This is a genomic window from Enhygromyxa salina, assembly GCF_002994635.1.
Taxonomy (GTDB): domain Bacteria; phylum Myxococcota_A; class Polyangia; order Nannocystales; family Nannocystaceae; genus Plesiocystis; species Plesiocystis salina_B.
The window spans coordinates 1-26699 of sequence record NZ_PVNL01000084.1 but is presented as its reverse complement, the minus strand read 5'-3'; the positions used below and the strand labels follow the sequence as shown (position 1 = coordinate 26699).

At 68.6% G+C, this 26699-nt stretch carries 17 protein-coding genes and 1 pseudogene; 12 read left to right on the top strand and 6 right to left on the bottom strand.

Annotated features, from left to right (window positions below; all coding sequences use genetic code 11):
• Positions 1–4102: pseudogene (locus tag ENSA7_RS21390) on the bottom strand (hypothetical protein); the annotation flags it as partial.
• A 5-nt stretch (positions 4103–4107) separates the two neighbouring features.
• Positions 4108–5748, bottom strand: a complete 1641-nt coding sequence (locus ENSA7_RS21385; RefSeq protein WP_106091173.1) for an ATP-binding protein — start codon at positions 5746–5748, stop codon at positions 4108–4110.
• Between the two features lie 57 nt (positions 5749–5805).
• On the opposite strand from ENSA7_RS21385, the gene ENSA7_RS21380 reads away from it, so the two are divergent.
• Positions 5806–7341, top strand: a complete 1536-nt coding sequence (locus ENSA7_RS21380; RefSeq protein ID WP_146157959.1) for a tetratricopeptide repeat protein — start codon at positions 5806–5808, stop codon at positions 7339–7341.
• Between the two features lie 10 nt (positions 7342–7351).
• Here ENSA7_RS21380 and ENSA7_RS21375 read toward each other — a convergent pair whose 3' ends face one another.
• The gene (locus tag ENSA7_RS21375) at positions 7352–9079 is read right to left on the bottom strand and encodes a peptide chain release factor 3 (protein WP_106091171.1); all 1728 of its coding nucleotides are present in this window, start codon (positions 9077–9079) and stop codon (positions 7352–7354) included.
• A 218-nt stretch (positions 9080–9297) separates the two neighbouring features.
• A complete protein-coding gene (locus ENSA7_RS21370) occupies positions 9298–11208 on the bottom strand; it encodes an IgGFc-binding protein (protein ID WP_146157958.1) in 1911 nt (636 codons plus the stop codon).
• Between the two features lie 142 nt (positions 11209–11350).
• Here ENSA7_RS21370 and ENSA7_RS21365 point away from each other — a divergent pair, with 142 nt between their 5' ends.
• Positions 11351–12013 carry a hypothetical protein gene (locus ENSA7_RS21365; protein ID WP_146157957.1) on the top strand — a complete coding sequence of 221 codons (663 nt, stop codon included), beginning with the start codon at positions 11351–11353 and terminating at the stop codon, positions 12011–12013.
• Between the two features lie 14 nt (positions 12014–12027).
• On the opposite strand, the gene ENSA7_RS21360 is transcribed toward ENSA7_RS21365, so the two are convergent.
• A complete protein-coding gene (locus tag ENSA7_RS21360) occupies positions 12028–12756 on the bottom strand; it encodes a response regulator (protein ID WP_244923861.1) in 729 nt (242 codons plus the stop codon).
• Between the two features lie 406 nt (positions 12757–13162).
• On the opposite strand from ENSA7_RS21360, the gene ENSA7_RS21355 reads away from it, so the two are divergent.
• On the top strand, positions 13163–14437 hold the full coding sequence (locus ENSA7_RS21355; RefSeq protein WP_106091168.1) for a sigma-70 family RNA polymerase sigma factor: 1275 nt from the start codon (positions 13163–13165) through the stop codon (positions 14435–14437).
• Positions 14438–14444: 7 nt separating this feature from the next.
• On the opposite strand, the gene ENSA7_RS21350 is transcribed toward ENSA7_RS21355, so the two are convergent.
• Entirely contained in the window at positions 14445–15524 is a 1080-nt protein-coding gene (locus ENSA7_RS21350) for a GNAT family N-acetyltransferase (RefSeq protein ID WP_106091167.1), read from the bottom strand.
• An 80-nt stretch (positions 15525–15604) separates the two neighbouring features.
• On the opposite strand from ENSA7_RS21350, the gene pdxR reads away from it, so the two are divergent.
• From pdxR to ENSA7_RS42390, 9 genes are all read left to right on the top strand, one after another.
• A complete protein-coding gene (pdxR, locus tag ENSA7_RS21345; protein WP_106091166.1) occupies positions 15605–17053 on the top strand; it encodes a MocR-like pyridoxine biosynthesis transcription factor PdxR in 1449 nt (482 codons plus the stop codon).
• Between the two features lie 145 nt (positions 17054–17198).
• Positions 17199–17864, top strand: a complete 666-nt coding sequence (locus tag ENSA7_RS21340) for an ABC transporter ATP-binding protein (RefSeq protein WP_280524027.1) — start codon at positions 17199–17201, stop codon at positions 17862–17864.
• Positions 17861–19105, top strand: a complete 1245-nt coding sequence (locus tag ENSA7_RS21335; RefSeq protein ID WP_106091164.1) for an efflux RND transporter periplasmic adaptor subunit — start codon at positions 17861–17863, stop codon at positions 19103–19105. Before ENSA7_RS21340 ends, ENSA7_RS21335 begins: the two co-directional genes overlap by 4 nt.
• Positions 19102–20301: an efflux RND transporter periplasmic adaptor subunit gene (locus tag ENSA7_RS21330; RefSeq protein ID WP_106091163.1), complete on the top strand. Its 1200-nt coding sequence runs from the start codon at positions 19102–19104 to the stop codon at positions 20299–20301. Before ENSA7_RS21335 ends, ENSA7_RS21330 begins: the two co-directional genes overlap by 4 nt.
• Positions 20298–21599, top strand: a complete 1302-nt coding sequence (locus ENSA7_RS21325; protein ID WP_106091162.1) for an efflux RND transporter periplasmic adaptor subunit — start codon at positions 20298–20300, stop codon at positions 21597–21599. Before ENSA7_RS21330 ends, ENSA7_RS21325 begins: the two co-directional genes overlap by 4 nt.
• On the top strand, positions 21596–22831 hold the full coding sequence (locus ENSA7_RS21320; RefSeq protein ID WP_106091161.1) for an ABC transporter permease: 1236 nt from the start codon (positions 21596–21598) through the stop codon (positions 22829–22831). Before ENSA7_RS21325 ends, ENSA7_RS21320 begins: the two co-directional genes overlap by 4 nt.
• Positions 22832–23149: 318 nt before the next feature.
• Complete coding sequence (locus tag ENSA7_RS21315; protein ID WP_181233967.1) at positions 23150–24154, top strand: Ig domain-containing protein; 1005 nt, start codon at positions 23150–23152, stop codon at positions 24152–24154.
• A 62-nt stretch (positions 24155–24216) separates the two neighbouring features.
• A complete protein-coding gene (locus tag ENSA7_RS21310) occupies positions 24217–25164 on the top strand; it encodes a hypothetical protein (RefSeq protein WP_106091159.1) in 948 nt (315 codons plus the stop codon).
• A gap of 60 nt (positions 25165–25224) precedes the next feature.
• The coding region (locus ENSA7_RS42390) for a serine/threonine protein kinase (protein ID WP_181233966.1) at positions 25225–26699 on the top strand (1475 nt) is incomplete at its 3' end.

Here is a 26699-nt window from a genome sequence, read left to right as displayed (position 1 = left end):
GCTCTGGGGTGGGGTCGGGCTGTGGCTGGGGCTGGGGCTGTGGCTGTGGCTGAGCGTCTCGCCGAGCCTTGGGACGCACGCTGTCGCGCAGGGTCGGCGGCACAACCGAGCGCAACAAATATTGCAAACTCTTCACATGCTTGCCGAGCCCACCGAGGGCGGCGGCCTGGCCAGCCTCAAAGCAGGAGTTCGCCCACGTCAGGTACTCGAGGGCGTGCTCGCGATCCTTGGCGGACAGTTTGCCGGCCTCGAACCGCTGGGCGAGATCGATGTACATGATCAAGACCTGGCGCCCGAGGCTGGAGGCCTGGCGCTCGTCGAGCTGGATCTCGCCGTCGCTGCGGTCGAGCTCGTCACCGCTGACGAGGCCCGCGCACGGCAGCGCGTCGAGCAGCGCCGCGCGCTGGAATTCGCGTCCGTGCCGCGTGAACACCAGCTGCGGCGGCGCACCGGTCGGTGCCAGCGGGGCGTAGTCGCGGGGGATCCACAGCTGACACTCGAGCCCGCCAGCGACCTGGGCCTTGCGCTCGGTGACCGCGATCACGTCGAGATCGGGCACCTGCAGCTTGGGCGTGCTGGCGATCTCGCGCATCGAGGCCAGCTCGGCCTGCCAGACGCTGTCGAGGCGGGTGGCGTTGGCGTGGGCGCAGATGCAGTCGGCCTCATCCTCGTCCACGAGCAGGACCACGCGCACGTCAATTTTTTTGGCTGGCGCCGTTGGCCGCAGCTTGACGAGCAGGCCGAGCGGGCGCTTGCGCGAGGCCTCGATCAGCTGAGCGAGGCTGTAGCGGTCGCCCCACAGACCAGAGAACCCGGGGATCTGGCTGGCCGCCGAGAACGCTTGCTCGCGCACCTTTCGGCGATCCTCGTCGGTCTCGCTGTGCAGGTGGGCGACGATCTTCGGCCACGCGGCGCGCTGAAACGGCGGCGGGTGCCGGTCCCAGGCGGCGCACAGCTCGAGCACGAGGGACGGGACATTGCGACGGAGCTGCCGGAGCAGCTGGCGGTAGCGCTTGCTGGTCAGCTCGGGCTCGCCGGCTTCGTCGAGCGGCAGCGCGTCGTCGATCACGACCGCGTCGATCGGCAGCGCGAAGTCGGAGCTGTGATCGTTGAGCTCGTGGACGAGGTGGCCGCTCACGCCCAGGCGCAGGTGCAAGCTGCCGAACACGCGGGCCCGCGAGATGCCCATCTCGCCGTGGCGGCGGTCGCCCTGGACGTCGCGGACCACCAGCATGGCGGCCGGGTCGAGCTTGGCGTCGTCCATCCGTGGGCGGCTCTGGAGCTGCCTGGACAGCTGTCGGTGGCTGAGCCGGTCGCGGCCGTCGAGCACCTTCAGGCCGATCGGGGCCAGCAACCTGCCCAGATCCTCGCGCTCGTCGGGCTCGAGCTTGATGATCTCCGGGTCTCGCACGGCCGCCGAGCTGGTCTCGCGCTCGACGATCTCGATCGCGCCGTGCTCGGCCTGGATGCGCTCGATCATGACCAAGCTGATGGCGCTGCCAGACACGGTGTCGAACATGTCGAGCGCGCGGATTGACTCGAGCCGCGACTCGGCCTCGGGGGCTGACCCGGCGGCGACCTCGTTGGCGGCGGCGTGCAGCAGCACGCGGGTGAGCCAGCGCCGGACCGAGCTCGTGTTGCTGTCGAAGCTGCGGGCGACCAGCGTGAACAGCTGTCGGGCGGCGGCTCGCAAGCTCGCGACCACCGTGCGCCAGTGCCCGTCGTCGACCACGGTCTCCCACAGCTCGTCGGCGCTGAGCGTGGGGTGGTCGACGACGGCGAGCAGCGGACCCCAGCCGAGCTCGAGCTCGCGCTCGCACAAGAACCGCCCGGCTCGAAACACCCGCACCGTGGTGGTCTTCAGCGCGTCGCCCTGCAGCTGCTCGAGCGCGTGGCCGAGCTCGGTGTAGGCCGGAACGATGAAGCCGTCGATCTCGCCGAGCTCGACCAGCCAGCCGCGGACGCGGGCGCCCGAGCGGTCGAGCTGGCGCTCGATCTCCTGCCGCGAGGTCTCGATCGACACCTGCGGCTGATCGAGGTGTTCGAGCTCGCGGAGCATTGGCCGGCTGTCGAACAGCTGGCAGCCGTCGGGACCAAACAGCGCGCGGATGATCTTGCGATCCCCGGGACCGAAGATCATCAGGTCGGGCGCGGTGAATCGCGTGTCGTTGGGTCGGCCAGGCAGGTAGCGGACGTGCCCGTGGGTGCGGCAGCGCTCGGCCAGGTCAGCCAGTGACAGGCGCGGGCCCTCGAGCTGCTCGAACATCGGCTGGCGCGCGAGCGGTCCTGCGTTGGCCCTGGGGCTCAGCCGCGCGGGCCGAAGCTCGGGCAGCAGGACCACGTGGTGGTCGGGCGCGACGTCGGCCCCGGCCTTGCTCAGCAGCGCCGCCTGGGTTGGTTGGTCCAGCAGCGCGATCAACCACCGCTTGACCAGGCCGCGGGCGTTGGCTTCGTTGGGGTGACCCGCGGCGCGCTCGAGCAATTGGGCGAAGGGCTCACGCAGGGCGCTGAGGCCGTCGAGCAGCGCGCGGACGAAGGTCGCGTCGCGGATCGCGTCCTGGTGATCGTCGGTCGGCTCGAACTCGGCGTTGATCGCCAGCCACAAATTGGGAATGTCGAGGTCGAGCTCGAGCCGGCCGAGCAGACGGTGCTGCTTGTAGAGCAGGACTTGCGTCGGGTGCTCGAGCTCGGGAGCGTTGAGCGTGTGGGCGTCGACCCCAACCTCGCCGCCGATGTCTCCGCGGGTCTGGCCCTCAGAAATTGGGCCCTGGGCCAGGTACTGAAGATGGGTGGGGAGCACGGGCGGGCCCTCGCGCTCGAGCCAGGCATCGCGGCCACGCTGGCGCAGCTGCTCGCGTGCGAGCAGCGAGTCGGCCTCGATCAGCTCGACCCCCAGCGCGCGGCCCAGGTCGCGGGCCGCCAGCGGCTCGAGCAGCGGGATCGGGGCGCCCTCGGCCGCCAGCTCAGCGAACGAGCGACGGGCGTAGCGCGGGGTCTCGCCGGCCCAAACTAGCTCTAGCAGCTCGCGCATGGTCACCTGCCGGGCCACGCCGCGGCAGTCGGGCCAGGTCACCCACTCGGTGAGCGCGAGCGCCTGGGGATCGTCGCGCAGCTGAGCGGGGGTGGCGTGCTCGGTCAGCTGCGTACGGATCAAGGCCGCGACTCGGATCGCGTCAGCCGGCTGGGCCTCCTCGCGGGCGATTGCCCACAGCCGCCAGCGCGCGCGACCGACCGCCTCGATGATCCGCGCGAGCCCGTCGTCGTCGACGATCTTGGCCTGCGAGACATCCTTGCGCAGGCAGTCGCCCTCGACCACGACCGACAGGTTGGTGCCGCAGTCGGGCAGCTCGCGCGAGTCGATCCACACGCCGTCCTTGACCAGCACCAGCTGCGCGTGACCGTCGTTGGTGGGTGAGACCTCGATGACCCCGCAAAAGTCGCGACCGTGAAAGCGCACCGAGCGCTGGCCAGGATCGGCGACGCCCAGCCCCCGGCTGATGCGCGCGCCGTCCAGGAAGATCGGCACGTCGGCGTGGTCGCAGCGCTCGCGCAGGTAGGTCTCCTCGGCCAGGCGCCCGCTGAGATTCAAGAAGAAGTCCAGGACCAGGCGCGGGCGTACGCGCTGCTTGACGTGCAGCAACGTCCCGCGCAGCTCGGTGTCCTGGACGATGATCTCATCGCGCTGGCCCGGGCGCATGCGCAGCTCGAGCTTGCCGCTGTGCAGGTTGATGTGCTTGGGGTCCATGCCGATCGCGGCGTTGAGCGCCAGCGCGAGCTGACGGACGCCACGCAGCTCGCGGGTGTCACCGCTGGCGAACAGTGAGCCGTAGAGATCGTCGATCTCGGCCTCGGTGAACGGCGCGCCGCCGAACCGCATGCGCATGTCGTCGGCGTCGATCTCGAACTCGATCTTCTCGGCCCCCCGCAGGACCGCGGCCTGGACCAGCTCGAGCACATAGCGGCGGGCGTCGACCAGCTGGAATTTTTGCAGCTTGGCGCGGGCCTGCTCGCGATCGAGGGTGAACTGGCCCTCCGAGTCCACGGCCCCGTCGGCGCGCAGATCGTCGATCAGGGCGTCGAGCATGTTGGTTGGTGTGGCCACGGTGATCAGCTCCTTCGCTGGGCGCGAGCTTGGGCGGCCGCGCTCGCCAGCTGGTTGTCGCGGGTCGGGAGCGAGGTGGTGTCTTGCGTGGACTCGTTGAGCCGCAGGTAGAACAGCTTGAGCAGCAGGTAGGCCGCGAGCTCGGGCTCGGTCGCGGCGAGCTCGATCAGGTGCCCGACCGTGGGGTGGTCGGCGTTGAGCACGACAATTCGCTTGGAGCCGAACCACCCGCTCGACAGCTGGCCGATCTCGCTGACCGGGGTCAGCTCGCCGAGCTCGGTCTGGGTGATCGCAACATGATCGGCGACCGGCGAGCCCGGGTACGCCAGCCGACCGAGCTCGATGCTGGCCAGCTTGACGCCCTGCTGGGCCAGCAGCGCCAGCGCGGCGTCGTGCAAGGGCTGCCAGCTGATTCGCTCGACGCTCGTGGCCGGCAGGGCCGTACACACCGAGGCGACCGGCGTCGGCGATCGACCACCGACGTGGGCGAGCACCCGCGCGAGCGCGCTGAGCTCCGCGACGAGCAGCACGACGTCCCCGCGGGCGATCAGCCTCTCGGTCACCGGTGACGCCTGCGTCGTCGTCCAACAGCGCTTGATCTGCCTGCGGGCCTGCGTGAGCGAGAGCGCCGCTCGACCCCCGCCAGCGCTCAGGGCCGGGACCAGCGTGGCCTCGAACACCCGCGACGGGGTCTTCGCGTCGGCCTCGATCACGGCCAGCAGCCGCTCGCGCAGAAATTCGATCTCGGCGTCTTCGCGGCCCTCGCTGGCGGCGAGCTCGAGCTCGCTGACCAGCGCCTCGACCAGCTTGGTGCTGGCCAGCCGGCCGACGATGTTCATGGCCTTGGCGAAGTTGTCGTCACGGATCACGTTGTCGCGCGTGAGCGTGTGCTCGAGGTAGCGCGAGTCGATCTTGAACGCGACGTGGGGCAGCAGGTCGTCGTGCTCTTCATGCAGCGTGAGCCCGCCGTGGTAGTAGCCGCGCAGGGCCGCGGCCTCGGGCACATAACCCAGCAACAGGTGAGTGCCATCTTGCTCGTGCTGGATCACGCAGCGGGCGTCGAGCTGCATCGGGCGCGAGACCAGCTCGTCGTCGCAGCGGATCTCCACGCGGGCGTGCTTGCACCAATACTCGAGCACCGCCCGGGCCCGCGCGCGAGCGTCGTCGGCTTGGTCCGCGGTCGCGCGCTTGTAGATGCGGATCGTCGTGCCCTCGGTCGGGTGCTCGAGCACGATCCGCTGAAAGCTGCGATCTTTGCGAAACAGCACCCGCCAGTACTCGCCGGCCCGCCCCGTATCCACGCACACGAGATCGGGCGCAATCGCGAACACCGAGACAAACCCGATCCCGAATCGACCGATCTTCGTGTAGTCGCCGTCCTTCGCCGAGGAAAACAGCCGCGTGAGTCGGGTGTCGATGATCTGCCGATCCATGCCGTCGCCCGCGTCGATGACCTCCACCGTCATCAGGCCGAGCGGATCGTCGCTGTTGGCGTCGGGCGGCTCGTGGTCGACGCGCACGTCGATCTCGGGGCTGCCGGCGTCGAGCGCGTTTTGGATCAGCTCGCGCAGGAACGACCACGGATCCGAGAACTGGTGGACGAGGGTCTCGAGCGCCTCGCCCACGTCGACGGGATCGTCACGCATCGTGGCGGCGATGGTAGCCGATCGCGCGCGCGCGTGGGCATGGTGTATGCTGGCCTGATGCCCGACCGGGGGAGCCTGAAATTGCGGTGGGTGTTCGTGTGCGCGCTGCCATTGTGGGGCTGCGATCGCGAAGTCGAGCTCGAGCACCCCGAGCCCGTGGCCGCCGAGCTCACGTGTGAGGGCGCCAGCGCCCTCACTCGGGTCTGGACACCCACGCGACGCGCCGAGCTCGACACCGCGCTGCAGCAGGTCCCCGGCGAGTGGCCGCAGCAGCTGCTCGGGATCCTCGACGACCGCGTGGCCACCAGGGGTGAGCTGTGGCAGCGCAGCTACGAGCGGGCGTGCGCGCAGGATCAGCGCCAGATCCAGCGCTGCCTCGACATCCAGGTGTGGGAATTCGACGCCATCGTTGCCCTGGCCACGGCCCACTCCGAGCACGCGGCGGGCATGTGGGCGGAGATCGACGCGGTGTTGCGTGACGCTGACGCCTGCGAGGACCGGAGCGAGCCCAGCTTTGACGCGCCAGGCCTGAGCCCAACCGCGGCTCGGGCGTGGGCTTCGCTGCGGCTGCTGCTCAACGCCTCGGACTACGCCGCCGCGGGCGAGGCCGTCGCCGCGCTCGAGCGCGACGAGACGATCATGCAGACCCCAGCCTACGCGCTGCCGGTCGCCGTGACCGAGATGGTCGTCGCCTTGTCGGGTGAGGACGCCGAGCGGGCCAGCGCTGCGTTGGCCCAGGCCCAGGCGCTCGCCGCTGGTCTGGGTGGGCGCGCGCAGATGACCCTGGCGCAGGCCCACGCGATCGCAGCGTCGAGTCGCCACGACGAGCCCGCCATGTTGTCGGCGCTGGATCAGTCAGTGGCGGCGGCGCGCGCTCAACCCGATCCCTGGCTGTTGTTCCTGCAGCTGCGCAACAGCGGCCGGATCAGGGTCCAGCTGGGCGACGCCGCGGGGGCCGTCGAGCCGCTCGCGGAAGCCGTCTCACTGTCCACGCGGCTCGCGGGCGCCGAGAACCCCCACACCGCCGAGGTCCAGATCAGCCTCGCGCAGGCCCAGCTCGGGCTCGATCGCGTCGAGACCGGCTACGACCTGCTGACCCAGGCGCGCGACAGCTTCGTCAACACGCTCGGGCCCGACCACCCCCAGACAATCGCCAGCGTAGAGGCGATCGGCCAGCTGTTCATGACCGCGGGTCGGCCGGGCGAGGCTCAATACGCGTACCTGGACCTGCTCGAGATCTACGGGGATCTCTACGGCCCCAAGGACTGGCGCACGGCCTTGGTCAAGCTCGCGATCGGCGACAGCCTGATGGCGATGGAGCAGCACGAGGGCGCGCGGACCATGTACATGGAGGCCCTGGTGCCGCTCGTGCAGGGGCTCGGCGCGGATGATCGCGCGGTGATCCGCACGTCGATTCACCTGGGTATCGCCGAGCTCGCGCTCGGTAATTTGGACGTGGCCCACGACCACTGCCGACGCGGCGCCGACCTGGCCAAGGCGCTGGCCGAGGGCGACCCGCTGATCACAGAGGCCAAGGCCTGCATGGACCATCTCGCCGCGGCGAGGTCGCCCAAGCCCAAGCGCAAGCGCTGACCCGGTCGGCCTACGAGTGCTCGCGGGTGGCCTCGAAGCGCAGCTCGGGGAACCGGTCCTCGGTCTTGCTGAGGTTCCAGCGGTTGGGCGCGAGGTAGACCAGGTCGTCGTGGCCGTCGACGTAGAGGTTCTCTTCGCACTTGCGCTTGAAGTTGGACATGACCTTGTCGAGGTCCTGCTTGGTGTGGGCGTCGACCTTGGGGGTGACCCAGCGCGTGGTCGTGAACTCGACGTGCTCGTAGTCGGCCTGGACCGAGTACTCGTCGAGCAGTCGGTGCTTCATGACCTCGAGCTGCAGCTGCCCGACCGCGCCGACGACCCAGGTCGAGCCCAGCAGCGGCTTGAACACCTGGATCGCGCCCTCTTCGGACAGCTGGCGCAGGCCCTTGGCCAGGGCCTTGGCCTTGAGCGGGGTCTTGAGGATCACGCGGCGAAACAGCTCGGGCGCGAAGCTGGGGATCCCGGTGTAGCGCAGCTTGTTGCCGCCGCTAAAGCTGTCGCCGATCTTGATCGTGCCGTGGTTGGGCACGCCAATGATGTCGCCGGGCCAGGCCTCCTCCACGAGCTCGCGCGAGCGGGCCAGGAAGGTCAGCGCGTTCGACATCGCGACGTCGCGGCCCAGGCGAACGTGATGCACCTTCATGCCGCGCTCGAACTTGCCCGAGCACACGCGCATGAACGCCATGCGGTCGCGGTGGTTCGGATCCATGTTCGCCTGGATCTTGAACACGAAGCCGGAGAACTCGGGCTCGACCGCCGCGATCATGCGGGTCTCGACTGGCTCGCCGGGCTTGGGCGCCTCGACGGCGTCCTTGCCGACGATCGCCTCGCGCCGCTGCGGCGCGGGGGCCAGGCTCACGAAGGTGCGCAGCAGCTCGCGGACCCCGAAGTTGTTCATCGCCGAGCCAAACAGCAGCGGCGTCTGCTTGCCGGCCAGGAACGCCTGCTCGTCGTACTCGGCGCCCGCGCCCTCGAGCAGCTCGATGTCGGCGCGGAGGTCGTCGGCCTGGTCACCGAGGAGCTCGTCGACCCGCGGGTCATCGATGCCGCTGACCGAGATGCCGCGCGCGAGCTCGCTGACGTCCTCGTCCGCCTCGGCCTTGTCCGACGGCTTGAACAGGTGCAGCTGCTGATCGACGAGGTGGTAGACGCCCTTGAAGCGCTTGCCCATGCCGATCGGCCAGCTCCACGGCACGCAGGGGATCCCGAGCTTGTCTTCGATCTCGTCGAGCAGCTCGAGCGGCGAGCGACACTCGCGGTCGAACTTGTTGACGAAGGTGATCACCGGGGTGTCGCGCATCCGGCAGATCTCGATCAGCTTCTCGGTCCGCGACTCCACGCCCTTGGCCCCATCGATGACCATCAGCGCCGAGTCGACCGCCGTGAGCACCCGATAGGTGTCCTCGCCGAAGTCCGCGTGACCGGGGGTGTCGAGCAGGTTGACGTTGGCGAGCCGCTCGATGTCGGGCGCGCTCTCGGGGACCCCCGGGAACGGGTACTCGAAGCTCATCACCGAGGTCGTGACCGAGATGCCGCGCTCCTGCTCCATCTTCATCCAGTCGGACACGGCGTGGCGCGAGGCCTTGCGCGCGCGCACGGCCCCGGCCATCTGGATCGCGCCGCCGAACAGCAACAGCTTCTCGGTCAGCGTGGTCTTGCCCGCGTCAGGGTGACTGATGATGGCGAAGGTCCGGCGACGACGGATCTCGGCTTGGGCGTGCTCGGCGACCTTGCTCACGGTGGGCGGAGGATGGCAGAGCCCAGCCCGCGCGGCCAGAACCACCCGGTGCGTTCGACGCGGCGGCTGGACCAGGCCGAGAGCCAGTCAGCGCTCGAACGGCAGCAGGGCCGTGTGCACCGGGCGGATCCGCTGCTCGTCGCCGCTGCGGGCCGCGAACGCGCGACCCACCTCGAGCCCGCTCGGAGCGGATCCCTGCACCCCTGTCCCCAGCTCGCTCAGGGGATCGCGGGCACGTCGTAGATCGGCTTGACGTCAGCCCCGCCCGTGTACGCGTACGACCCGGCCGGCCCGTAGCCATAGGCCGTCAGCCCAAAGTCCGTGTCGCCTTCGATCAGGTGCGCGCCCTCGTCGACCGGGCAGGTGATCGACCAGTACTCGACCCCGCCGAGCATGCCCGCGACCTCTTGGGTGCACTCGACGGGCAGCGCGCCGCCATCGAGCGTGAAGTTGCCGACCGAGGGCCCGTCGCCGCCAAACTCGTAGGGCGTGGACAGCACGAAGTAGTTCTGCGTCCACGTGGGCGGGGTCAAGAACACGTAGCGCTCGCGGTACTGCTCCACGGTGGGGAAGTAGGTGAGCGCGGGGTCGCCAATGAACGCGGCGGTGTAGGTCTGGCTGACGAGGATCTGCGCGACCATGATCGGCGTGGTCGACTCGACGATCGTGTCGCCCTGCGACCAGCCCTCGTGCATCTCACCCGGCTGCAGGGTGAAGCTATCGTGCGGCGGCGCGAGGTTGGTGGTCACGGTCGCCGGCTCGGCGACGGCCATGAAGCGCAGGATGTCGGGCTCGACCCAGCCGCCGTTGCTGCGCTCGGGGCTGTGCGTGATCACGAACGTGGTCCCCAGCGAGGTCGCCGGAAACACCTGCTCCTCGATGTGATCCGTGCAGCACAGGTTGTCTTCTTGCGGATCCCAGCCGGGCGGGGTGGGGAAGTCGTCGCCTGCGTAGCTGGGGGCGATCGCCCGCTCGCCAGAGCTGAACACCGCGACCGGCTTGTCGGCCTCGACCACGGTCCCGGTCATGTCGCCCGGAATTCCGTCGCTCGCGATGTTCACGACCTCCCACTGGTTGAGCTGGACCACGAAGGGCACGCCGGGCTGCCCGATGGGGATCGAGGTCATGTCCGACTTGGTCGTCGTGCCCGGACGGATCGTCACGTTGGTGCCGTCTTGGGTGCCGATCACCGCGACCGACGAGCGATCCGGGATCCCGGCGATCGGGATCAGGTCGATCGGGTTGGCGGTCGAGTAGCCGATCACGCGGTGGACGTTGCCGAGCCCCGAGCTGGGCAGCAGCAGCGAGGCGTCGTTGGAGAAGTCGTTGGTGAAGGTGTTGAATTGATAGACGACGATCGGCGCGGTCGAGGTGATGCGAAACGCGTTGTTGGTCTTGGCCGTGCCGGTTGGCCCGGGCGGCTCCATGGTCGCCGGGGTCCACCCGGTGATCTCGGCGCGCGGCAGCTGCACGGTCTTGAGCAGACCGGGCGGCACGTTGGTCTGGTCGAGGACCACGAGGTTGTCGGGCTCGCCGAGCGCGGCGATGTTGCGCTCGATGATCACGTCGGCGGGGGTCTGCCCGGCGTTGGCGAGCACGACCCCCCACGGCTCCTTCGAGGCGTCGTCGAGGCCGCGGGTGTTGGGCAGATCCACGGCCCAAAACTCGCAGCCAATGTTCGAGGGGGTGTCGTCCGCGACCGAGCAGGCGTTGGCGCAGCTGCCCTCGCTGCAGACCTCGGCGGCCTCGGAGTCACACTCTTCGACGAGCTCGCCGGGCTGACCGTTCTCGTCGCAGGTGTAGACATCGTTGCCCAGACAAGTGTTCTGCCCGGGCGCGCAGGGCAGGCAGCCCTGGCTCGTGCACACCTCGTCGAAGTCGAAGCAGTCGATCGGCTGGCCCTCACACGGGTGAAACAGCGTGCCTTCGCAGTAGCCACACTCTTGACCGCTGGTCTCGGTGCCGCTCGTGTCGCTGTCGCCGTCGCCGGGCGTGGTGAACCCGGTCCCTCCCTCCATGAAGATCCCCGGTGCGTCGTCGGGCCTGCAGGCCGCGAGGCTGAGGACCGCGGAGACTGCGAGCAGGACAGACTGTGAAACCCGAGGATCGACCGAAGCACCGTAAGCCATGGTTGCTTCTATCATGGCGCAAGCGCGGCGAGGTCGCGTGATCTTTGGAGCGCCGATCGCCAATCATGTGATCGATCAGCGGGATGATTGCGCCCCGTCGTTCGGCCTTGACCGCTCTCGCCCGGGGTGTTCAGATTGAGGCATGAAACGGCTTGTTGGTGTGGCGTTCTTCGTGGCTTCGCTCACGGCGTGTGGCGGAGGGTCAGATGGAGTCGCCGATGGATCAGAGACCGCGACCGACAGCGGCACCGGTCAAGGTCAAGAGGCTGGAACCGACGGCGGCGGCGGTGAAGGTGGTGAAGGTGGCGAAGGTGGCGAAGGGGGCGAGGAGGGCGGCTCAAAGGACTGCGGCGACGGCAAGATCGGCCCGGGGGAGTCGTGTGACGGCGATCTGCTCGGGGGCCAGAGTTGCCAGACCCTGGGGTTCGTCGGCGGCATGCTCGAGTGCGCTGGCAACTGCACGTTCGACGCGACCGGCTGCACCAACCAGGTCTGCGGAAACGGCGTGATCGAGGGCACCGAGGAGTGCGAGGGCAACGATCTCGGCGGGGTCAACTGCCCAGACCTCGGCTTTGGCCCGGGGCTCCCGACCTGCACCCAAGAGTGCACCTTCGACACCTCGACCTGCCCCACGCTGAACGAGGGCGACGCGTGCAACGCGTTCACCCCGTGCGAGAACGACCTCAACTGCGTGAGCAACACCTGCTACGACGGCAGCCCCGGCGACCCGTGCAAGACCAACAATCAGTGCGAGAGCGGTACGTGTGAGGGCGCGACGCTGTTCACTGACGGAGCCTGCGCGTAACCAGCGACTCCGCGCTACCGCTGGCCGCTGCGCTCCCACAAGAACCGGATGAAGTCGTTGCGCGACTTCAGCCCGAGCTTGGCGAACGCGGCCGCGAGCAGCTGGCGGGTGCGGCTGTACGAGACCTTCATCGCGCGGGCGATGTCGGCGTCAGAGAGGCCCTCGGCGACGCCCGCGACGGCCTGGGTCTGGCGTGAGCTGAGCCCAAACTCCGACGCCAGCGCGGCGAGCCGCTCGCCCGCGTCGACGGGCTTGCCGGGAGACCTGTCGTGCGCCCGCGCGAGCCGCTTGCCCACGTTCTCGTCGATCTCGCTCTGGACCGCGCTGCCCTTGTGTTCGGCGAGGATCCGTCGCAGCTGCAAGGTTCGCTCGCGGGCCTGGCTCACGGCCACGTGAAGCCGATCGAGGTTGACGGGCTTGGCCAGGAATTCACTGACGCCGAGCCCGGCCGCGATCCGAGCGACGTGCGACTCGGGGTTACCGGTCAACACCACACACGCGCACGGATGCTCGCGGGTCCGCAGCTCGACGACCAGGTCGAGGCCGTTGCCATCGGGGAGCGAGACGTCGAGCAGCGCGAGCTCGGGCTCGTGCCGCTCGACCAACAGTCGCGCCTGATCGATCCGGGTCGCCCACAAGATCTTCGCGCCGCGATCTTCCATGGCGATCCGCACCCACTTGGCCGCGCGGGGGTCGTCCTCGACCAGGAGGATCGTGAGATCCTCGAGGTCACGCTGGGACACACTCGACTGTCCTTCAGAGCTCTGGGTGGACGTGTCGTCGCTCGGATCCATCGCTGCCACGACCGGAGTGTATGCCACGCTGGTCATGTTGGTCTCGCCGCCTCGCGGAGTCGCTCGATCGGCTTGGGGCCCCGCGTGCATACCTTGAACAGTCCATGTGAGGTTGAAGGGACCCTGTTTGTAGAGTGTCTGTACAGTGTTGCGTGTACATCGCCGAGCTTCCAAGATCTCGTGATTTTTAGCTATTTACGCCGCCATCCCCGCTGGCGCTGACCGGAAGGCAGTCAGCGAGCCGACTCGGAGCGCGAAATCCAAGGCCGCGCGAGTGTCCAACCTTGAACAAACATGCTACATCGCTACGCGTCTCCCGCCTTCAGCCACCAGGGAGGCGACAGAGGTACCAGCCATGCCAACAAAGTTTGACCAGAGTCTGGAGGTCGAGCACTCACAGCGGCCGGCGTCGCGCAAGTCCGGGACCAAGCCGGGCGATCGCGAGGACGCGGCGCTGCAGAGCTACATGCGAGCAGTGGGAAACACGCGCCCGTTCTCGCCCACCCGCGAGCACGAGGCCGCCGTCGCGCTTCGTCAAGCTCGCGTCGATCGGTGGGCCGCCCTGCTCGGCTACCCGCCGCTCGTGCCCGCGATCTGCGCCTTGATCGTCAGCCGAATGGAGCTCAGCGCTGCCCAGCAGCGCGGGCTCGAGCAGCTGGAGGTCGACGCCGAGCAGTTTCGGCGACGGCGGTGCTCGGCCAGCGAAGGGCAGTTCACGCAGACCGGCCGCGAGCTGGCGTTGGGCCTGCCCGACATCGACGTCGACGGTGAGGTCGCGGAATTGCTGGTCGCCGACGTCGAGCGAATTGCCAGCCACTCGCGCGAGACCCTGAGCATCACGGTCGCGCGCATGCCCGGCGACAGCCGCCCGTTTCGGGTCTACCTGGCTGGCTGCCGCCGCACCCACCGTCAGGTTCGCAAGCTGACCAACGAATTCGTGCAGGCCAACCTGCGCCTGGTCGTGAGCCTCGCGGGACGCCTGGCGCGGGGTCGGCTACCGATCCAGGACGCGATCCAGGAGGGCAACATCGGCCTGCTCAAGGCCGTGGAGCGCTACGATCATCGCCGCGGGTTCCGGTTCTCGACCTACGCGAGCTGGTGGATCCGGCACGCGGTCTCGCGGGCGAGCTACAACAAGGGTCAACAGGTGCGCGTGCCGGTCCACGTGCATGAGGTGCGACAAAAATTGTCGCGGGTCACTCGCTCGTACCTGGCCCTGCATGGTCGCGAGCCCAGCGTCGAGCAGCTCGCTGACGAGACCGGGTTGCCGCTCGCCAAGATCGAGAAGGTCATGCGCGTCGCGGCCCGACCGGTCGTGAGCCTGGATGCGCCCAGCTCACTCGCTGACGGCCGCGCGGCCGTCGATGTGCTCGAGGACCCCAACGCGCAGCAACCCGGCGACCTGCTCGTTGACCGGGAGCTCGAGGCCGGGATCGAGGACGCGCTCGCCAAGCTTGGGCCGATGGACGCCGAGATCCTGCGCTTGCGGTACGGCCTGCGCGAGACCCAGCCGGAGACGCTGCGCGAGATCGGCGAGCGCTATGCCCTGTCCCGCGAGCGGATCCGTCAGCTGCAAGCGCAGGCGGTCGAGCAGGTCCGCCAGGAGCTCGGCCGCATGCAGCTGCTGTGACGCGCGGCTACGCCTGGATCCGAACATGGCGACGGGGGGTCTCGCTGGGGTACGGCACGAAGCCCAGCTGTGCGTAGAACCCGGCGGCATCCCGGGTCTGCAGATGCACGGAGTGAACCTCGCGGATCAGCGGATGATCGAGCAGCAAGCGCAGCAACGCCCGGCCGACACCGCGGCCGCGCCAGCGCGGATCGACGGCGACGTCGTAGACCCACGCGTGCTTGGCCCCGTCCGTGCTCGCGCGGGCGGTAGCGATCAGCTGGCCCGCATGATCGCGGGCGCCGACCCAGACCGGTGAGCGCAAGTGGGCGAGCCGCGAGGTCTCGGGTGAGGTCGTGACGTTCCAGTACTCGTGCTCGACGAGCGCGACGGCCGTGTCCACCTCCGTGTCGCGAGGCCGACAGCACAGCCGCGCGAGGTTTGAGCTGTCTGCCTCGATCGCCGTTGGGCCGCGCAGAAATTCGGGGATCGGGAGCTCCGGCCGGGCGTCGAGGATCGCCTCGATCCGGGCGTCGATTCCGAGCGTGTCAGCAGGCCCGATCGCGCGAGTCCACAGCCATGTCAGGGCCCGGCAGATCTGCTCGTCGCTGCGGTTTTGTCCGAGCTTGGCGCGACCGTCGAGCTCCGTGAGCGGCAGCGCGAGTACGTCGAGGCCGGCCACGACCCTGCGATACAGCGGATGCTCGGCCTCGATCGGGACGTGACCGCCCTCGGGTTGAAGTCGCTCCATCAACCGCTGCAGCACCCTGGCCTTGCGCGGCGGATCCTCGATCCGCTCGAGCACGCCGCGGACTTGCACGCTCTGGTACCAGGTCGTCGCCGGGCAGGCCCGCTCGGGATCGAACGCATAGCTGGGCACGATCGCCAGGACCCGCTCGACCGCCGCGACCGCCGAGCGACCGACCCCCTGCGACTTGTTGCCGACCGGGCTGGCGTGGAAGCACAGGGCGTCGTCGTCGACGACGACATGCACACAGCGGAGCATCGGTTGGCCGTCGTCGCCGGTCAGCGCGAAGTGGGCGGTGTCGGCTGCGGCGAGCAGCGCCAGGGCTTGCTCGCGGGGCCACGGGAAGCGGTTGGTCCTCACCCGGTCACGATGGCCGCGGCCCGGTCTGTCTAAAAGATCCAGATTTCATAAAATGAACAGACCGGTTGCTGCCACTCGCCATGCCCTGGGACCTCGCGCTCACCCTCGATCCACTCGCGGACAAGCCTCTCTACGCACAGATCGTCGACGGTCTCGTCGCCGAGATCCGGGCCGGTCGGCTCGCGCCTGGTGATCGACTGCTCGGCACCCGGCGGTTCGCGGCCCAGCACGGCGTGCATCGCAACACCGCGATCGCTGCGTTCGACGAGCTGATCGCAGAGGGCTGGCTGCGCGCGGAGCCGGGCTCGGGCACGCGGGTCGCCGACGAGCTCCCCAGTCAGACCGTCGCCCGGCCGCGACGTCGGCCCTCGGGCGTCCCGTTCTCGCTCGCGCCGCACCGCCTCGCCGCCAGCCGTGCTCCGAGTTCGCCGCCCTGCGCGGGGCTGTTGTCGCTCGCGGGCGGGCTCCCCGATGTTCGCCTGATCCCGGACGTCGCGCTCGCGCGGGCCCACCGTCGGGCGCTGCGCCGCGGCGGCGTCGGCTTGCTGTCGTACGGCGACTCCGCCGGGCACCCGGCCCTGCGCAACCAGCTGGCCGCGATGCTGACCGCGACCCGTGGCCTGTCGCTCGGCCCCGATGATCTCGTGGTGACCCGCGGCGCCCAGATGGCCCTGTACCTGGCGGCGCGCGTGTTGATCCAGCCGGGGGACCTGGTCGCCGTCGAGACCTGGGGCTACCCGCCAGCCTGGGACGCGCTGCGGGCCGCGGGGGCCGAGCTCGTGAGCCTGCCCGTCGATGGCGAGGGCCTCGACACCGCCGCGCTCGCCCGGCTGGCCGAGCGCCGCACCCTGCGAGCGGTCTACGTGACGCCGCACCACCAGTTCCCAACGCTCGTGACGCTGTCCGCCGCGCGGCGACTCGAGCTGCTCGAGCTCGCCCGTCGGCATCGGTTTGCGATCCTCGAGGACGACTACGATCACGAGGTCCACTACCAGGGCAGCCCGGTGCTGCCGCTGGCGCACATGGATACCCAGGGCTCGGTGGTCTACATCGGCACGCTCTCCAAGGTGCTCGCGCCGGGCCTGCGGCTGGGCTACCTGGTCGCCGCGCCCACGGTCCTCGAGCGCGCGCTGAGCTGGCGGCGGATCATCGATCGACAGGGTGACCTCTCGACCGAGGCCGCGGTCGCGGAGCTGTTCGAAGACGGCGAGATCCAGCGTCACATCGGTCGCATGCGGCGGATCTACGCCCGCCGTCGTCAGGCGTTGCTCGACTCGCTCGACCGCCACTTGCCCGGGGCCTTCGCCATCGATCTGCCCCGGGGTGGGATGGCGCTGTGGGCCCGCGCGATCGCGGGCGACGACACCGACGCGTGGGCCGCTCGCGGGCTCGAGCACGGCGTCGACGTGAGCCCAGCGAGCCGCTACTGGCTGGGCCGCGGCCGCGCACACGGATTTCGGCTGGGGTTCGCGGCGCTCGACGAGCGTGAGCTCGAGCGTGCGATCGCCCGCCTGGCCGCGGCCCGCTAGACCGATCCCGGCGAGCTCCCGTTATCTTGCCGCCTCGGGCCTCGCGGCGAAATCGGGTATGGTCTCCAAAGTGCAATCCGTGGCCACTCGCCCAGCCGCGACTGAACGGATCCTCGAGGTCGACGACGTCTATCGCCACTATCAGATGGGCGGCGAGACGATCGCGGCGCTGGACGGGGTCAGCTTTGGGATTGACCGCGGCGAGTATGTGGCGATCGTCGGCCGCTCCGGCTCGGGCAAGAGCACCCTGATGAACGTGCTGGGCTGCCTCGATCAACCCACGCGTGGGTGCTATCGGCTCGGCGGCCAGGATGTCCAGACCCTGAGCGACGACGCGCTGTCGCAGCTGCGCAACCGGCACATCGGGTTCGTGTTTCAGAACTTCCAGCTGTTGAGTCGGGCCAGCGCGCTGACCAATGTGGCGCTCCCGCTGCTCTACCGCGGGGTCTCGCGGCGCGAGCGAGAGGCTCGGGCCCGCGAGGCGCTCGAGCGCGTCCGACTCGGTGAGCGGGTCGGCCATCGCCCCAACGAGCTCTCGGGCGGCCAGCGTCAGCGCGTGGCGATCGCCCGGGCCCTGGTCGGTGAGCCGAGCTTGCTGCTCGCCGACGAGCCCTGCGGCAACCTCGACTCGGCGACCGGCGACTCGATCATGGAGCTGTTCGCGGCCCTCAATCGAGCTGGAAACACGATCGTGTTGGTGACCCACGAGCCGGACATCGCCTCGAAGTGCCCGCGGGTGATCCAGATCAGCGACGGCCGGATCGTCTCGGATGGTGCGCCCCCGGACCAGAGCCAGGAGCAGCGCGCGTGAAGGCGTTTCAAACCGCAGTCTTCGGGCTCGTCGTCGGGCTCATGTCTGCCTGCGGGTCGCTCGGGCGGACGGGCGACGACCTGGGCATGCACGCCACGCTCGCGGTCACCCGTGGCGATCTCGTGGTGCCCGTGATGCTCACCGGAGAGCTCGCGGCCGACAAGTCGCGGGTGATCTCGGCCCCGCGCACGGAGACCTTCGAGCTGTCGATCCGCTGGCTCGCCGACGACGGCGCGGAGGTCGAGCAAGGCGATCGCCTGGTCGAGTTCGACGACACGGCGCTGCTCGACGCGATCGGCGGCTGGGAGCTCGCGGTGCTCGACGCCGACAACGAGTGGGACAATTTTCGCGCCCAGCAGGCCGTCGAGGTCGCCGAGAAGCGGTTCGCCGCCCGCGAGGCCACCGTCGAGGTCTCGAAGACCGAGATCGACGCCCGCGTGTCCGAAGACATCCTCTCGCGCATGCAGTACAGCGAGTACCAGCTCGCGCTCGGCCGCGCGAAGCTGGCCCGCGACGCGGCCGGTGAGGACGCCAAGACCGCCAGCTCTGGCGCCAAGCTCGAGGACAAGGTCCAGGCGCTCGCGTACGCCAAGGCCGAGCGCAAGTACGAGTCGGCGAAGCGAGAGATCGCGGCGCTCACGATCACCGCCCCGCAAGACGGCGTGATGATCGTGCCCGACAACCCGTTCGAAGGGCGCAAGCTGCAGGTCGGCGACACCGTGTTCCCCGGGTTCACCGTCGCGGAGCTGCCGGATCTCTCGAAGATGGTCGTGCGAGCGGTGCTCAGCGACGTCGACGACGGCAGCGTCCACCCGGGCATGAAGGTCACGTGCTTCCTGGACGCCTACCCCGAGCGGGAGCTGAGCGGCTTGGTCCGCAGCGTCAGCCCGGTCGCGCGCGAGCCCGAGCGCGGCTCGGTCCGACGCTTCTTTGCCGTCGTGATCGAGCTCGACGAGACCGACCAGTCGATCATGCGGCCGGGTCTGTCGGTCCGCGCCGAGGTCGAGTCCCTGCGCCGCGCCGACGTGCTGCTGATCCCCCGAGCCGCGCTCACCTCGGGCAGCGAGGGGACGATGGCCCAGCTCGAGGACGGCTCGCAGGTCGTTGTCGAGATCGGTGCCTGCGACGCCCGGCGGTGTGAGCTGCGCTCGGGGCTCGACGAGGGCGCCCGGCTGGGGATCGCGCCCCCGCCCGCATCCGAACGAGTTCCCGCCGACTCGAGCGAGGAGACAGCGAAGTGAGGGCGCTGGTCCTGATCCTGGTCCTGGGTCTGCTGATGGGCCCCGCGCTCGGCTGCAGCCCAAGCCGCTCGCAGGCCGACACGGTCGTCGTCGAGCGCCAGGATCTGCTGCTCGAGGTCGACGTCAGCGGCAGCCTGCGGGCGATCGACTCGGACACCCTCGCGCCCCCAGCGATCCCCCGCGTCTGGCAATTCAAGATCTCGATGATGGCCCCGGAGGGCGCCGAGGTGAAGCAGGGTGACCCGGTCCTGGGCTTCGACGTCACCGAGCTGCAGCGTCAGCTCGAGCGCAAGCAGGCCGAGCGCGACACCGCGGCGACCCAGGCCGAGGCCAGCCGCGCCGAGGCCAAGGTCGGCCACTTCGACGCGGCCCTCGAGCTCGCCGACGCCCAGGCCAAGCGCCGAAAGGCCGGGCTCGAGGCTGACATCCCCGAGGGGATCGTCGCCGTCGACGAGCTCGCCAAGGCGCGCCTCGACCTCGACCTCGCCGAGCAGCGGGTCGGCCACCTCGGCCAAAAAGACCGCGACGCCCAGCGCCGCCGCCAGGCCAACATCGAGCGCTGGGAGCACCAGCACCAGCGCGCGGACGCGACCGTGGAGCAACTGACCGCCGCGATCGAGAAGATGTCGATCACGGCCCCGCGCGACGGCACCGTGATCTACGAGACAAACTGGCGCGGCGAGAAGAAGAGCGTCGGCGACTCGGTCTGGCGGGTCTCCTCGGTCATGCAGATCGTCTCGCTCGAGGCGATGGAGGGCATGGGCGAGGTCGACGAGGTCGACTCGAGCCGGATCGCGGTGGGGCAGGCGGTCTCGCTGCACCTCGACGCCCAGCCCGACGTGGTCCTGCACGGCACGATCGCCTCGGTCTCGACCATGGTCCGACGTCAGTCGCCCGAGAACCCGCTCAAGGTCGTGGAGCTGCGGATCGAGCTCGAGCCCAACGACAAGCTGCGGCTTCGGCCTGGCATGCGGTTTCGCGGCAAGGTGCTGACCGAGAAGATCGAGGGCGCGCTGGTGGTCCCGCTCGACGCGATCGTGCCGACCGCCGAGGGGCCGATGGCGCGCAGGCGAACCAACGGCCGGATCGAGCTGGTCCCGATCCAGACCGGTCGCCGCAGCGCGACCATGGTGGAGATCACGGGCGGCCTCGAGCTCGGTGACGAGCTGGCCCGCGGACCGGAGGCCAGGCCATGAGCCGCTCGTCGGCGCGCGGCAGCTGGGCCGCGGGCCTGGTCGCCAGTGTAGCGTTGGGCCTGAGCCTGTCGGTGGGCGGCTGCGGCACGAGCGGGGGCACCGACGCCAAGGTCCCCACGGTCGAGGTCACACGACACGCCAGCTTCACCCGGCGCGTGACCGCCGAGGGCTACCTCGAGGCCGTCGAGGCGACCCCGGTGACCGCCCCGCAGGACTCCGAGATGGCCATGAAGATCGCGTGGATCGCCGACGAGGGCGCGAGCATCGAGGCGGGCGAGGTCGTGGTCCGCTTCGATCCCGAGGAGATGCAGCGCCAGCTCGAAGACAGTCAGGGCGACCTCGAGAGCGCGCTCGCGTCGATGCAAAAGGAGCGCGACGCCGGCCGCTCCGCGATCTCCAAGCGCGAGCAGTCGGCCGCCCAGGCCCAGCGCGAGATCACGGCCGCGATGGAGTTCGAGCCCGAGGACAACGGCGTGATGTCGCGCAACGAGCTGCTCGACAGCCAGATCGACATCGACCTGGCCGAGGCGAAGGCCGAGCACGCGCACGCCGTCAAGCGGGTCGAGCGGGCCGTCTCCAACAGTCGCGTCGAGCTCCTGGAGATCAGCAAGCGCCAGGCGGAGAATGAAGTCCGGCGCGCCCAGGAGGCCCTCGCCCACCTCGAGGTCACGGCCCCGCACGCGGGCATCTGGGTGCTCGAGCGGGACTGGCGAGGCCAGACGCACGGCCTCGGCGACACCGTCTGGCCGGGTCAAAAGCTGGCCGAGCTCCCGCTCGTCGCCAACATGCAGGCGGCCCTGTTCGTGCTCGAGGCCGACGCTGGCGATCTCGAGGCCGGGCTGAAGGCCGAGCTCGTGATCGAGGCCCACCCCGACAAGATCTACCCAGCCACGGTCAAGCGCGTCGACGCCCTGGCCCAGCCGCGCCACACCGAGGTCCCCGTCCAGTACTTCGGCGTCACCCTCGAGTTCGAAGAGACCGACGCCGGGACCATGAAGGTCGGTCAGCGAGTCCGCGCCACGATCTTCATCGAGCAGCAAGACGCGCTCGTGGTCCCGCGTCAGGCCGTGTTCGAGCGCGAGGGCCACTTCTTCGTCTATCGCGCCTCCGATCGTGACTCGAGCGGATTCGAGGAGGCCGAGGTCGAGCTCGGGGCCTCCAGCGCCGGCCGGGTCGTCATTGCGAAGGGCCTCGAGGATCACGACAGGATCGCGCTTCGTGATCCCAACAAGCGCGCGGACGAGCTCATTGGCGAGCCAGGCTCAGCCGAGCCGGGGCAGGGAGCGAAGCCAGAGTGAGGGCCACCGACGCACTGATCGCGGCGTTCGAGAACCTTCGCGCCCACAAGCTGCGATCGGCCCTGACCATGCTCGGCATGATGTTTGGCGTCGGCGCCGTGATCTCGATGTTGGCGATCGGGGCCGGAGCCGAGCAGGACGCGCTGGCGATCATCGAGAAGATGGGCGTCCGCAACGTCGTCGTGCGCGCCAAGAGCTTCGACCCCGATGAGCTCGAGCAGCTGCGCAAGAAGTCGATCGGCGTGTCACAGCGAGACGTCGCGGCGATCCGCGAGGCCGTGCCCGAGGCCGAGATCGTCGTGCCCCGGCTGGAGATCGAGCCCTACAAGATCCTCTCGACCAGCGGAAAGAGCGAGTCGACGGTGTTCGGCGTCTCGCACCTTCACGCCGGGCTGGTCAACAAGACCATCGCCGAGGGGCGCTTCTTCGACGCCATGGACGAGCGACAGCACGCGCAGGTGTGCGTGCTCGGGGCCGCCGCGCGCGAGGATCTGTTTGGGGTCGAGCCCGCCGTCGGCGGACGCGTCAAGGTCAACGACGTCTGGCTCGAGGTCGTCGGGGTGTTCGCGCCCGAGCTGTCCGGCGAGGCCTCCGTCGACGGTGTCTCGGTCGCGTCCAGTGATCGGGAGATCTATCTGCCGTTCACCACCGCTGGGCGGAAGTTCGAGCGTGACCCGCTCGAGTCGCCGCTCGAGGAGATCGTGGTGCAGTGCAGCGAAGACGGCTCACCGCGCGAGGTCGCGGCGCTGGTTGATGCGCTCTTGGATCGGTTGCACGGCGGGGTCCGAGACTATGAGGTGATCGTGCCCGAGGCGCTGCTGGATCAGGGCCGACAGACCCAGCGGATCTTTGACATCGTGATGGGGTGCATCGCTGGGATCTCGCTGCTGGTTGGGGGGATCGGGATCATGAACATCATGCTTGCCTCGGTGCTCGAGCAGACTCGGGCGATCGGTATTCATCGCGCGGTTGGGGCTCGGCGTCGGGATATTCGGTTTCAGTTTCTCGCGACCTCGTTCTCACTCTCGTTTGTGGGCGGGCTCGCTGGGGTCGCGCTGGGGGTTGCGATTGCGCATGTTGTTGCGGTCTCGGCGGGGTGGCCGACTGTGGTGACGACCGCTTCGATCGCGCTGTCGCTGGGGGTCTCGGTGTTCGTGGGGGTTGTGTCGGGGTTGTATCCCGCGATGCGGGCGGCGGCGCTCAATCCGATCGAGGCGCTGCGCGAGGAGTAGTGGAGCGGGTCGAGCCAGCCGGCCAACCGCTGTCGCAGTGCCGCTGAGACCCCTCACCGGGTCACACTGGCGACGGCCATACCACTAGCTGTACAGTGTTCCCATGAATCGCCCTGACCCCGTCCGGTGCTTGCCGCAGCAGCAGACGCTCCCGACCACGGACCCCGGCGGGCGGGTGAGGCCATGAGGGCTCCAACTTTCAGTTTGTTCGCGGTCTTCTGTCTGTCCATCGTGGCCGGGTGCCCGCTCGTACCCAACCCGTACCCGCTTCTCGAAGATGGCGGGACCGGAGAAACCGAAGTCGCAGTGAATTGCGAGATGTTGCCGGACGGGGCGGTCGGGGCTGAGTACGACCACCTCCCGGTCGGTGGTGGAAGTGACAACTTCAGCGGCTGGATGGCGACCAACCTGCCGCCAGGCCTGAGCATCGACCCCGACACCGGTCTGATCTCGGGCATCCCCGCGCCATCGACCAGCAACCAGGAGTATGGAGACATCACGGTCAGCATCTTCGACGAAAGGCTGGCCCAGTCCGTCGAGTTTGACTGCGGCCCACTGCTGATCAACGAGCGGATCAACGCCAACGCGGTCCGCAACGAGCCGCTGCATTGCATCCCGCATACGGCGTCCAAAGCTGAGATGATAGCGATCCTCGAAGGCGGCGACGGCACCGAGATCACCTGCAGCGCGTTCAACGAGAGCACCCTGCCGTGCCCGCTCGGCGACGGCAACGGCCGGCTGCCTCCCGGGATCAGCCTTGACGAGGGCAGCTGCACTCACACGGGCAGCGTCACGGGCGACGTCCGGGGCACCTGGGTGTGGATGGTCGGGATCGAGCAGAGCGGCTTCAAGACCAGGGTTCCGTTCTGCGCCAGCAACCAGACCGACAGCTTCCACGAGATTACGGTCATCGCCAACGGAAAGGAGGTGTCCGACCTGTTGCCTGTGTCGTTCGATTTCGACCCCAACATGGGGTTGTTGTTCGGCGACGGTGCCTACGAGTGGCAGATCGACGACCCGGCCTGCTCCAACGACCCCTCACTGTGCAGCAGCTACGGCTTTAGCTTTAACGTGACCTGCTCGCCCTTCGACCAGCCCTTCGTGCTCAACGGCATGAGCACGACAACCGGCATGGCCCACGGGATGACGTTGGCCGGCCCCGCACCCAGCGCTGGCTTCGCCACGCGGCCCTTCGTCCACTCGCTCGAGTCACTCTACTGCACCTCCAACAACGGTGCCTCCTGCGACGTCGACGGCCCCAACTTCGAGCAGAACGCGCAGACCCAGTACCACTTCTCCGTGGTCGGCTACCCGTTGCTCTGAGCCGAGCACATGCGGAGCGACGACGTCACCTTGCACCCGGTCGCGTGATACCTTCTTCGCCCATGCGATCGCTCCTGCTTTTGAGCCTCGGGCTCTCACCGCCAACTTACGAGGGGGCGTGCGTTGCGCTCAGCGACGGGCTAGCGACGGTACAGAGCGGAGAACCCGAGGACGCCGTCCGCCAGCTGAGCAGCGCCCTCGAGGCGGTCACGCATTTTCCAGCTGAGCTCGCCGCCGACGAAGACATGCTGGCTCAGCGCGACACGGCACTGCTCGCGTTGGCGTTCACCTACGCGGCGCTCGAAGACGAAGCACACGCCATCGAGACGATCGACGAGGCGATCAGAACGGCGGGCGGACGCGAGCTCTCGGTGCAGATGTTCGGCCCGGACATCGCTCAGTTGTACGCGCAGCGCGTCGACGCCCTCAGCACGCTGGGCACGTCTACCATCGTGGTAGATTGCTCGGACTGCCAGGTCTTGATCAATGAGACGCACTCGAGTCCCACCAGCGAGCCGCTGTACTTGGGTAGCTATCGGGTGTGGATCCTGACCGACGATCAAGCAATTTCGCATGTCGTGAAGCTCGAGGATGCGGGCCAAGAAGTCGCCGTCGCGCTGCCTGCTCCCGCGCCGACCCTCGAGCCACCACCGGTGACGTCGAGTAAGGGTCAGGTCCACACGCCAAAAGACCGACAGCCACGGGCCAAGCAAGGCCGCCGAAAGCTTCCCCGATGGGCCAGCATCACGGGCGCTGCGGCCGGCGCAGCTGTGGCCATCGCTGGCGGGATCATCCTCTCGTTCGATGGCGACTGCCCTGGGGGACAAGATCCCATGACCGAGCGGCCCGAGTGTCCCAAAGTCTACAACGCCAAGCCGGCCGGCATCAGTTTGATCGCAGGTGGGGCCGCGTTGTTGACGGGTTTCAGCGTCGTCTTGGCTGTCGACGAACTTCGCGGCCCGCAGACGCAGGCGCGAGGCGTCACGGTCCAATACACGCTCCAGTTCTGACTCGATCGCATGGATACGATTGGACCCTACAAACTCGTCAGTCGTCTCGGTCAAGGAGGCATGGCCGAGGTCTGGAAGGGTGTTCGATACTCGGAGATCGGAAACGCCGAGAAGACCGTAGCGATCAAGCAGATCGCCGGTCACTCGGTCGACAACCCCAAATTCAGGGAGTTTTTCCTCCGCGAAGTTCGCGTGTCGATGCTCCTGAACCACTCCACGATCGCCCAGGTCTTTGACGTCGGTGTCGAGAACGACCGACTCTACATGGTCATGGAGTTCATTGATGGCGTGAACGCCAACGAGCTGTTGAGTGCGCGGGCGGGCGACCACCTGGACTTTCATATCGTTGGCTACATCATCGGGGAGATTCTGCGCGCGTTGGCCTACGCGCATGATGTCGAGCGGGATGGCCAGCGCATCACTGTCATCCACCGTGATGTGTCCCCGCACAATGTCATGATCTCGACCTCGGGTGAGATCAAGGTCACCGATTTCGGGATTGCCAGCATCTCGAGCGAGGAGACCAACTCGACCTCCGCGAAGGGAAAGCTGCGCTACATGCCCCCCGAACAGTTGATGGGGGATAGTCGGCGGCCGTCGATCGATATCTTCGCGGTCGGCGCTGTCTTGTACGAGCTACTCGAGTTGCGGTCATTCCGTAGCTCCGTGGACACGCCGCGCATGTATGGGAAGATTCTGTCCGGCGAGACGCCGGTACTCGAACGACAAGGCATCCCCGAACAACTGCGCACCCTGTACGGCCGCATGGTTGCCCCACGCCCGCACGAGCGAATCCAGTCGGCCCACGAAGCGCTGAAGTATCTCTACTCCTGGCCGGGCTACCGCAACGCCGGGCTTGACCTCGCTGCGATGGTTCGGCAGCTCCGGCGCTCCTCGCCCTCGGGCTCAGAACTCCCGATCAAGAGCCCGACCGCCGTAGCGACGGCCCCGCTGGCCGCAGCCCCGCTCGCTGTGCCTTTCCCCACCGGTGTCTTGCAGACCGAGCTCCTCGACGCCGATGCCAGCACCAGCGTGGGCACCGATGTGGACACCGCCCGGGTTGAGTTCTCCAGCGCGGAAAGTGAGGCGGACACTCGGGTCGAGGAGGTCGGGCCACTTCACGATCAGTCGATCCTCACGCCGCCGGTCGGGATGACGATGGAGGCGCAACCTCCAGCTACGCGAGCGAAGCGGACCGCGCTCGTCAAACTTCTCGTTGGAGGGGGAGCGGTGGGCATCGGAATCGCGGCTTTCCTGCTGGTCCAGAACAATGGTGAGCGGGATGACGATCTCGCCGCCGTCGAGTCCGCGCCAGTGGGCATCGGCTCTTCTCATGAATCAGATGATGGTGAGCGGGACATCCCGGCGCCAGCGTCTGTCGAGCCGAGGACCACCGCGTTGGAGCCCGAGCCGGTCGAACAGGAGCCCGAGGCTGAACCCGAGCCCGAGCCTGAGGCCGAACAGCAGGAGCCCGAGGCCGAACCCGAGCCGTCCAATCCCCCGCCAGGGCCGAAACACAAGCCCAAGCCCTCCCC

Bases quoted from the DNA above. Each gene is read 5' to 3' on its own strand.
- ENSA7_RS21385 (WP_106091173.1), bottom strand. From the start codon at position 5,748: ATGCGTGACGATCCCGTCGACGTGGGCGAGGCGCTCGAGACCCTCGTC.
- ENSA7_RS21365 (WP_146157957.1), top strand. From the start codon at position 11,351: ATGAAACGGCTTGTTGGTGTGGCGTTCTTCGTGGCTTCGCTCACGGCG.
- ENSA7_RS21315 (WP_181233967.1), top strand. From the start codon at position 23,150: ATGTTGCCGGACGGGGCGGTCGGGGCTGAGTACGACCACCTCCCGGTC.
- ENSA7_RS21310 (WP_106091159.1), top strand. From the start codon at position 24,217: ATGCGATCGCTCCTGCTTTTGAGCCTCGGGCTCTCACCGCCAACTTAC.
- ENSA7_RS21370 (WP_146157958.1), bottom strand. From the start codon at position 11,208: ATGGCTTACGGTGCTTCGGTCGATCCTCGGGTTTCACAGTCTGTCCTG.
- ENSA7_RS21380 (WP_146157959.1), top strand. From the start codon at position 5,806: ATGCCCGACCGGGGGAGCCTGAAATTGCGGTGGGTGTTCGTGTGCGCG.
- ENSA7_RS21355 (WP_106091168.1), top strand. From the start codon at position 13,163: ATGCCAACAAAGTTTGACCAGAGTCTGGAGGTCGAGCACTCACAGCGG.
- pdxR (WP_106091166.1), top strand. From the start codon at position 15,605: ATGCCCTGGGACCTCGCGCTCACCCTCGATCCACTCGCGGACAAGCCT.
- ENSA7_RS21340 (WP_280524027.1), top strand. From the start codon at position 17,199: ATGGGCGGCGAGACGATCGCGGCGCTGGACGGGGTCAGCTTTGGGATT.
- ENSA7_RS21325 (WP_106091162.1), top strand. From the start codon at position 20,298: ATGAGCCGCTCGTCGGCGCGCGGCAGCTGGGCCGCGGGCCTGGTCGCC.